Source organism: Pelomonas lactea (assembly GCF_043555885.1).
Classification (GTDB): domain Bacteria; phylum Pseudomonadota; class Gammaproteobacteria; order Burkholderiales; family Burkholderiaceae_C; genus Pelomonas; species Pelomonas lactea.
In genome coordinates this window covers 57136-65556 of the sequence record NZ_JBIGHX010000013.1, presented here as the reverse complement: position 1 = coordinate 65556, position 8421 = coordinate 57136, and the positions used below count along the sequence as shown (strand labels likewise).

Here is an 8421-nt window from a genome sequence, read left to right as displayed (position 1 = left end):
TGACCGGTGCCGTGGAGCTGCCGAAGGACAAGGAAATGGTCATGCCCGGCGACAACGTCGGCATCACCGTGAAGCTGATCGCTCCGATCGCCATGGAAACCGGTCTGCGCTTCGCCATCCGTGAAGGTGGCCGCACCGTCGGTTCGGGCGTCGTCGCCACGATCCTCGAGTAAGTTTTTCAAGGCCACAGGGGCATAGCTCAATTGGCAGAGCGTCGGTCTCCAAAACCGAAGGTTGGGGGTTCGAGACCCTCTGCCCCTGCCACCCGCCACTGATCACGGCGGTTGGTTTTCTGGCTAGTCAAGCATCGGCCCGCGAGAGTGATCTCGGCGGGCCTTGCTGCTGATGGCTGCGTGTTGCAGCAACGTCTGAGCAGCCACCCTGGGTGGCGCGTGAAAGTGAACTGATGGCGAATCCTCCCCAAGTCGAGACCGTGACCAGCGGCGCCGACAAGGCCAAGCTGGCCGCGGCAGTGCTGCTGCTGATCGGTGCGCTGGTGGCTTATTACGGTCTGTCCAAGCAGGGCGCGCTGGTGCAGTGGGCCTCGCTGATCGTGCTGCTGGCTGCCGGCGTGGCGGCCTTCTTCACGTCCGAGCATGGCAAGGCGCTAATCGCCTATGGCCGCGACTCCGTGCGCGAGGTCAAGAAGGTGGTCTGGCCGACCCGCAAGGAAGCTGGCCAGATGACCCTCTACGTGTTCATCTTCGTTGTCGTCATGGCGTTGTTCCTGTGGACGACGGACAAGACGCTGGAGTGGGTGCTGTACGACCTGATCCTGGGCTGGAAGCGCTGAGAAGGAACGAGATGAGCGAAGAGCAAAACGTCGCAGCCGCCGAGGCGCCCGCTGGCCTGCCCAAGCGCTGGTATGTTGTTCATGCCTATTCGGGCATGGAAAAGGCTGTCGAGCGCAACCTGCGTGAACGCATCGATCGCGCGGCCATGCAGGAGAAATTCGGCCGCATCCTCGTGCCGACCGAAGAGGTCGTCGAGCTGAAGAACGGCAAGAAGGCCGTCACCGAGCGCCGCTTCTTCCCGGGCTACGTGCTGGTCGAGATGTTCATGGACGACGAGTCCTGGCACCTGGTGAAGCACACGTCCAAGGTGACGGGTTTCGTCGGCGGCGCCAAGAACCGCCCGGCCCCGATCTCGGAAGCCGAGGTCATGAAGATCGTCAACCAGATGCAGGAAGGCGTCGAGAAGCCCCGGCCCAAGGTCGAGTGGACGGTCGGCGAGGTCGTGCGCGTCAAGGAAGGCCCCTTCACCGACTTCAACGGCTCGGTCGAGGAAGTCAACTACGACAAGTCCAAGGTGCGTGTGTCGGTCACGATCTTCGGCCGTGCCACGCCGGTGGAGCTGGACTTCGCGCAGGTCGAAAAGGTCTGACGCGCTAGAATCATGGGCTTTGGTCGGCGCGCCCTGAGCGTCGGCCCGTGACCAGTCTGCAACGAGAGGCGGACAAGAGGAGCAAAGGTAAGGACCTGGATCTCAGATTCAGTCCGATCCCGATGCGCTAGCACTCAGGTGATGTCGCAGGCCGCGGTGTCACTGGATTGGAGAAAACATGGCCAAGAAAATTGTCGGCTTCATCAAGCTGCAAATTCCGGCCGGCAAGGCAAATCCTTCGCCGCCGGTGGGTCCCGCGCTGGGTCAGCGTGGTCTGAACATCATGGAGTTCTGCAAGGCGTTCAACGCCCAGACGTCCGGCGCCGGCTTCGAGCCGGGCATGAAGTTGCCGGTGGTCATCACCGCCTTCGCCGACAAGAGCTTCACCTTCGTCATCAAGTCGCCGCCGGCGACCGTGCTGATCAAGAAGGCTGCCAAGATCGAGAAGGGCTCGCAGCGCCCCCACCTGGACAAGGTCGGCAAGCTGACCCGCGCCCAGTTGGAAGAGATCGCGAAGATCAAGACCAAGGACCTGACGGCTGCCAGCATCGACGCCGCGGTCAAGACCATCGCCGGCTCCGCCCGCTCGATGGGCATCATCGTGGAAGGGGTCTGACATGGCCAAGCTCACCAAGAAGCAAAAGGCACTGGCTGGCAAGGTCGAATCGACCAAGCTGTACGGCCTGACGGAAGCCCTGGACCTGGTCAAGAGCCTGGCCTCGGCCAAGTTCGATGAGTCCATCGACGTCGCCGTGCAACTCGGCATCGACGCGAAGAAGTCCGACCAAGTCGTGCGCGGCGCCGTCGTGCTGCCCAATGGCACCGGCAAGACCAAGCGCGTCGCCGTGTTCGCCCAAGGTGCCAAGGCTGAAGAAGCCCGCGCCGCCGGCGCCGACGTCGTCGGCATGGAAGACCTGGCCGAGCGCGTGAAGGCGGGCGACATGCCCTTCGACGTGGTCATCGCCTCGCCCGACACGATGCGTGTCGTCGGTACCCTGGGTCAGATCCTGGGCCCGCGCGGCCTGATGCCGAACCCCAAGGTCGGCACCGTCACGCCCGACGTCGCCACCGCTGTCAAGAACGCCAAGGCTGGTCAGGTCCAGTTCCGCGTCGACAAGGCCGGCATCATCCACGGCACCCTCGGCCGTCGCTCGTTCGACACCGACAAGCTGGAAGGCAACCTGCGCGCGCTGATCGAGGCCCTGAACAAGGCCAAGCCGGCGTCCAGCAAGGGTGTCTACCTGCGCAAGGTGGCCGTGTCCTCGACGATGGGCGTCGGCGCCCGCGTCGAAATCGCGTCGATCAACGCCCAGGCTACCGCCGCCTGAGCATGACCCGGCCCTTGGGTCGGGGCAAAGAATCTGCGCGGGGCGAGTCTGGCCCCGGGCAACAAAGATTGGTGGGGCGCTGCTTTCGGTTCGCCGGAGCGGCGCGTCATCCAAGACCGCTGGTGGAGACCCCTTAAATCGAAGTCACCGATCCGTCGGTGATCGAGAACCAGCGCAGATGGCGGTCCCGCTGACAGGTTTTTCCTGACAGATGGTCGCTGAATCCCTGGCGCTCTCGAAGCCGCAAGGCTGAGGGAGCAAATGTGAGGAGTAGACCTTGAGTCTCAATCGCAACGAGAAGGCAGCCGTTGTCTCCGACGTCGCAGCGCAAGCTGCCAAGTCGCAGACGCTGGCGCTGGCCGAGTACCGTGGCCTCACCGTGGAAGCCTTGAACAAGCTGCGCGTCGACGCACGTTCCAAGGGTGTCTATCTTCACGTGCTGAAGAACACCCTGGCCCGTCGCGCCGTCGCCGGCACCCCGTTCGAAGCGGCTGCGGAGAGCATGGTCGGCCCGCTGATCTACGGCTTTTCGGAAGACGCTGTCGCGGCTGCCAAAGTCATCGCTGACTTTGCCAAGACCAACGACAAGCTCGTCATCAAGGGCGGTGCCTACGGCGGCAAGGCTCTGGACGTCAATGGCGTGAAGGCGCTGGCGGCTGTCCCGAGCAAGGAAGTGCTGCTGTCGCAAATCGCTGGCCTGCTCAAGTCGCCGGTGCAGCGCACCGCGGCCGTGCTGGCTGCCCTGGCCCAACAGCGTGGTGGTGGCGCCGAAGCCCCCGCCGAAGCCGCTGCGGCCTGATCGACGAACACCGCGTACCCACGCAACCCATCTGTTATTTAGGAACACATCATGGCATTCGATAAAGACGCTTTCCTGACCGCCCTGGACAGCATGACCGTTCTGGAACTGAACGACCTGGTCAAGGCAATTGAAGAGAAGTTCGGCGTGTCCGCCGCTTCGATGGCAGCTCCGGCCGCCGGTGGCGCTGCTGGCGGCGCTGCTGCCGCTGCTGAAGAGAAGACCGAGTTCAACGTCGTCCTGACCGACGCCGGCGCTCAGAAGGTCGGCGTCATCAAGGCCGTCCGCGAAATCACGGGCCTGGGCCTGAAGGAAGCCAAGGACCTGGTCGACGGCGCTCCGAAGAACGTCAAGGAAGGCATCTCCAAGGCCGACGCCGAAGCCGCTGTCAAGAAGCTGGTCGAAGCCGGCGCCAAGGCCGAGATGAAGTAATCAAGTCGACGGGCTTGTCCCGTCGATCGAATCCGGTTTGCCGGATTCAAGACAAGGGGTGGCCTTCGGGCTTCCCCTTTTTCGTCTTTGCGGGTTTGTCCCGTGGAGAACAGCTGAAAGAACCGCGCGCGGTATGATGCGCGGTTCTTTCACGTGTTCTCTGATCCGACTGCAGAGAACCAGTTTGGTCGGACTTTGGTAAGCCTTCAACGCGAGGCCAGAGTTGTCCGCCAGCGGTTGGTAGTGGCCAACCACCAAGCTAGGCAGCCGCCCGTCTGTGGGCGCGTGAGCCAGCCAGTCGCCGACGCGGTGCGTCCCACGGCCGGGGATGCACTCGACACGGAGTGTTTATGGCGCAAGCAACCCCCTACAGCTACACCGAGCGCAAGCGGATCCGCAAGAGCTTCGGCAAGCGCGAGAGCGTTCTCAACGTTCCTTATCTGCTCACGATGCAGAAGGACAGCTACGTGGCCTTCCTGCAGAAGGACGTGCCCCCCGCCAAGCGCAAGCCCGAAGGGCTGCAGGCGGCCTTCCTGTCGGCGTTCCCGATTGTTTCGCACAACGGTTTCGTCGAGATGAAGTTCCTCGAGTTCAACATCGCCAAGCCGCCGTTCGACACCCGTGAGTGCCAGCAGCGGGGTTTGACCTACGCCGCCGCCGTCCGCGCGCGCCTGCAGATGATCATCTATGACCGTGAATCGCCCCAGGCGAAGACCGTCAAGGAGATCAAAGAGCAGGAGGTCTACATGGGCGAAGTGCCCCTGATGACCGACTACGGCTCCTTCATCGTCAACGGTACCGAGCGCGTCATCGTGTCGCAGCTGCACCGTTCGCCGGGCGTGTTCTTCGAGCACGACAAGGGCAAGACGCACTCGTCGGGCAAGCTGCTGTTCAGCGCCCGCATCATTCCCTACCGTGGTTCCTGGCTGGACTTCGAATTCGACCCGAAGGACATCCTGTACTTCCGCGTCGACCGCCGCCGCAAGATGCCGGTCACGATCCTGCTGAAGGCCATCGGCCTGAACCCCGAGCAGATCCTGGCCCACTTCTTCGTGTTCGACAACTTCCGCCTGATGGACGTTGGCGCGCAGCTCGAATTCGTCGCCGACCGCCTGAAGGGTGAAGTCGCCCGCTTCGACATCGTCGACAAGAGCGGCGCCGTCATCGTCGAGAAGGACAAGCGCATCACCGCCCGTCATGTGCGCCAGCTGGAGCAGTCCGGCACGCAGCACATCTCGGTGCCGGAAGACTTCCTGGTCGGCCGCGTGCTGGCCAAGAACATGATCGACGCCGACACCGGCGAGATCATCGCCAAGGCCAACGACGAACTGACCGAAGCCCTGCTGAAGAAGCTGCGCGCCGCCGGCGTCAAGGAAGTCCAGTGCCTGTTCACGAACGAGCTGGACGAAGGCGCCTACATCTCGCAGACGCTGGCGTCTGACGAGACGGCCGACCAGCTGGCTGCCCGCGTCGCCATCTACCGCATGATGCGCCCCGGCGAGCCGCCGACGGAAGACGCCGTCGAGGCCCTGTTCAACCGCCTGTTCTACAGCACCGACACCTACGACCTGAGCCGTGTCGGCCGCATGAAGTTCAACGCGCGTGTTGGCCGTGACACGCCGGAAGGCACGATGAACCTGTCCAACGAGGACATCCTTGACGTCGTCAAGATCCTCGTCGAGCTGCGCAATGGCCGCGGCGAAGTGGACGACATCGACCACCTGGGCAACCGCCGCGTGCGTTGCGTGGGCGAACTGGCCGAGAACCAGTACCGCTCGGGCCTGGCGCGTATCGAGAAGGCCGTCAAGGAGCGTCTGGGCCAGGCCGAGACCGAAGCCCTGATGCCGCACGACCTGATCAACTCCAAGCCGATCTCCGCGGCCCTGAAGGAGTTCTTCGGCGCGTCGCAGCTGTCGCAGTTCATGGACCAGACCAACCCGCTGTCCGAGATCACGCACAAGCGTCGCGTCTCGGCCCTGGGCCCGGGCGGTCTGACCCGCGAGCGCGCCGGCTTCGAAGTCCGCGACGTGCACCCGACCCACTATGGCCGCGTCTGCCCGATCGAAACGCCGGAAGGCCCGAACATCGGTCTGATCAACTCGCTGGCGCTGTACGCGCAGCTGAACGAGTACGGCTTCCTGGAGACGCCGTACCGTCGCGTCGTGGACGGCCACGTCACGGACCAGATCGACTATCTGTCCGCCATCGAGGAAGGCAAGTACGTCATCGCGCAGGCGAACGCCACGCTGAATGCCGGCGGCCAGCTGACTGACGAGCTGGTGTCGGCCCGTGAGAACGGCGAATCGGTGCTGACTTCGCCCGAGCGCATCCAGTACATGGACGTGGCGCCGACGCAGATCGTGTCGGTGGCGGCCTCGCTGGTGCCGTTCCTGGAGCACGACGACGCGAACCGCGCGTTGATGGGCGCCAACATGCAGCGTCAGGCCGTGCCGGTGCTGCGCCCTGAGAAGGCCTTCGTGGGCACGGGCGTCGAGCGCGTGGCCGCCAAGGACTCGGGCACGGTGGTCGCGGCTCGCCGCGGCGGCATCGTGGACTACGTCGACACCAACCGCATCGTGATTCGTGTGAACGACAACGAGACGGTGGCCGGCGAAGTCGGCGTCGACATCTACAACCTGATCAAGTACCAGCGTTCCAACCAGAACACCAACATCCACCAGCGCCCGATCGTGCGCCGTGGCGACAAGGTGGCGGCCGAGGACATCATTGCCGACGGCGCCTCCACCGACATCGGTGAACTGGCCCTGGGCCAGAACATGCTGGTCGCGTTCATGCCGTGGAACGGCTACAACTTCGAAGACTCGATCCTGATCTCGGAACGCGTCATCGCCGAAGACCGCTACACCTCGATCCACATCGAGGAACTGGTGGTCAACGCGCGTGACACCAAGCTGGGTTCGGAAGAAATCACCCGCGACATCCCGAACCTGTCCGAGCAGCAACTGGGCCGTCTGGACGAGTCCGGCATCGTCTACATCGGTGCCGAAGTGAACCCGGGCGACGTGCTGGTGGGCAAGGTCACGCCGAAGGGCGAGACGACGCTGACGCCGGAAGAGAAGCTGCTGCGCGCCATCTTCGGCGAGAAGGCTTCGGACGTGAAGGACACGTCGCTGCGCGTCGACCAGGGCACCAGCGGCACCGTCATCGACGTGCAGGTCTTCACCCGTGAAGGCATCCAGCGCGACAAGCGCGCCCAGCAGATCATTGACGACGAGCTGAAGCGCTACCGCCTGGACCTGAACGACCAGCTGCGCATCGTCGAGAGCGACGCCTTCGACCGGATCGAGAAGCTGCTGGTGGGCCGCGTGGCCAACGGTGGCCCGCAGAAGATTGCCAAGGGCACGGTCATCACCAAGGACTACCTGGCTTCGGTCGAGAAGTTCCACTGGTTCGACGTGCGCCCGGCCGAGGAAGAGGTCGCCAATCAGCTCGAGTCGATCAAGAACGCGCTGGACCAGACCCGCCACAGCTTCGACCTGTCGTTTGAGGAGAAGCGCAAGAAGCTGACGCAGGGCGACGAGCTGCCCGCCGGCGTGCTGAAGATGGTCAAGGTGTACCTGGCCGTCAAGCGCCGCCTGCAGCCTGGCGACAAGATGGCCGGCCGTCACGGCAACAAGGGTGTCGTGTCCAAGGTCACGCCGATCGAAGACATGCCCTACATGGCCGACGGCACGCCTGCCGACATCGTGCTGAACCCGCTGGGCGTCCCGTCGCGGATGAACGTGGGTCAGGTGCTGGAAGTGCATCTGGGCTGGGCCGGCAAGGGCATCGGCCAGCGCATCGGCGACATGCTGCAGCAGCACTCCAAGGTGGCCGAGCTGCGCAAGTTCTTCGACGAGCTCTACAACCAGAGCGGCGGCAAGACCGAGAACATCGACGAGCTGACCGACGCCGAAGTGCTGGAAATGGCGGCCAACCTGTCCAAGGGTGTGCCGTTCGCGACGCCGGTCTTCGACGGTGCCAAGGAAGAAGAAATCCGCGGCATGCTGAAGCTGGCCTACCCGGACGACATCGCCGCCAAGAAGGGCCTGACCGAAACGCGCACGCAGGCCTGGCTGTGCGACGGCCGCACCGGCGAGCAGTTCGAGCGCCCGGTCACGGTCGGCTACATGCACGTGCTGAAGCTGCACCACCTGGTGGACGACAAGATGCACGCCCGCTCGACCGGCCCGTACTCGCTCGTCACGCAGCAGCCGCTGGGCGGCAAGGCCCAGTTCGGCGGCCAGCGTTTCGGTGAAATGGAAGTCTGGGCGCTGGAAGCCTACGGCGCCTCGTACATCCTGCAGGAAATGCTGACGGTCAAGTCCGACGACGTGAACGGCCGCACCAAGGTCTACGAGTCCATCGTCAAGGGCGAGCACGCCATCGAGGCCGGCATGCCGGAATCGTTCAACGTGCTGGTCAAGGAAATCCGCTCGCTCGGTATCGACATCGAGCTCGAGCGCAACTAAGGAAGGA

General features: G+C 63.9%; 8 protein-coding genes and 1 tRNA gene. All 9 read left to right on the top strand.

Annotated elements, in window-relative coordinates; genetic code table 11:
• A partial coding sequence (locus ACG04Q_RS25315; protein ID WP_474103963.1) for an EF-Tu C-terminal domain-related protein occupies positions 1-173 on the top strand: 173 nt, incomplete at its 5' end.
• 15 nt (positions 174-188) lie between these two features.
• Positions 189-264: transfer RNA gene (locus ACG04Q_RS25310), tRNA-Trp, on the top strand.
• 142 nt (positions 265-406) lie between these two features.
• Entirely contained in the window at positions 407-793 is a 387-nt protein-coding gene (secE, locus tag ACG04Q_RS25305) for a preprotein translocase subunit SecE (RefSeq protein WP_394514630.1), read from the top strand.
• A gap of 11 nt (positions 794-804) precedes the next feature.
• Entirely contained in the window at positions 805-1383 is a 579-nt protein-coding gene (gene nusG, locus ACG04Q_RS25300) for a transcription termination/antitermination protein NusG (RefSeq protein ID WP_394514628.1), read from the top strand.
• A gap of 178 nt (positions 1384-1561) precedes the next feature.
• The gene (gene rplK / locus ACG04Q_RS25295) at positions 1562-1999 is read left to right on the top strand and encodes a 50S ribosomal protein L11 (protein ID WP_025564481.1); all 438 of its coding nucleotides are present in this window, start codon (positions 1562-1564) and stop codon (positions 1997-1999) included.
• Between the two features lies 1 nt (position 2000).
• Positions 2001-2711: a 50S ribosomal protein L1 gene (gene rplA, locus ACG04Q_RS25290; protein ID WP_394514626.1), complete on the top strand. Its 711-nt coding sequence runs from the start codon at positions 2001-2003 to the stop codon at positions 2709-2711.
• A gap of 277 nt (positions 2712-2988) precedes the next feature.
• Positions 2989-3510 carry a 50S ribosomal protein L10 gene (gene rplJ / locus ACG04Q_RS25285; protein WP_394514624.1) on the top strand — a complete coding sequence of 174 codons (522 nt, stop codon included), beginning with the start codon at positions 2989-2991 and terminating at the stop codon, positions 3508-3510.
• A gap of 51 nt (positions 3511-3561) precedes the next feature.
• Positions 3562-3942 (top strand): 50S ribosomal protein L7/L12, encoded by a 381-nt coding sequence (gene rplL / locus ACG04Q_RS25280; RefSeq protein WP_025564475.1) that lies wholly within the window; start codon positions 3562-3564, stop codon positions 3940-3942.
• 350 nt (positions 3943-4292) lie between these two features.
• On the top strand, positions 4293-8414 hold the full coding sequence (gene rpoB, locus ACG04Q_RS25275) for a DNA-directed RNA polymerase subunit beta (protein ID WP_394514623.1): 4122 nt from the start codon (positions 4293-4295) through the stop codon (positions 8412-8414).
• Positions 8415-8421 lie beyond the last annotated feature (7 nt).

What these genes read in the sequence shown, in the direction of transcription:
- secE (WP_394514630.1), top strand. Translation starts at nt 407, where the DNA reads ATGGCGAATCCTCCCCAAGTCGAGACCGTGACCAGCGGCGCCGACAAG.
- nusG (WP_394514628.1), top strand. Translation starts at nt 805, where the DNA reads ATGAGCGAAGAGCAAAACGTCGCAGCCGCCGAGGCGCCCGCTGGCCTG.
- rplK (WP_025564481.1), top strand. Translation starts at nt 1,562, where the DNA reads ATGGCCAAGAAAATTGTCGGCTTCATCAAGCTGCAAATTCCGGCCGGC.
- rplA (WP_394514626.1), top strand. Translation starts at nt 2,001, where the DNA reads ATGGCCAAGCTCACCAAGAAGCAAAAGGCACTGGCTGGCAAGGTCGAA.
- rplL (WP_025564475.1), top strand. Translation starts at nt 3,562, where the DNA reads ATGGCATTCGATAAAGACGCTTTCCTGACCGCCCTGGACAGCATGACC.
- rpoB (WP_394514623.1), top strand. Translation starts at nt 4,293, where the DNA reads ATGGCGCAAGCAACCCCCTACAGCTACACCGAGCGCAAGCGGATCCGC.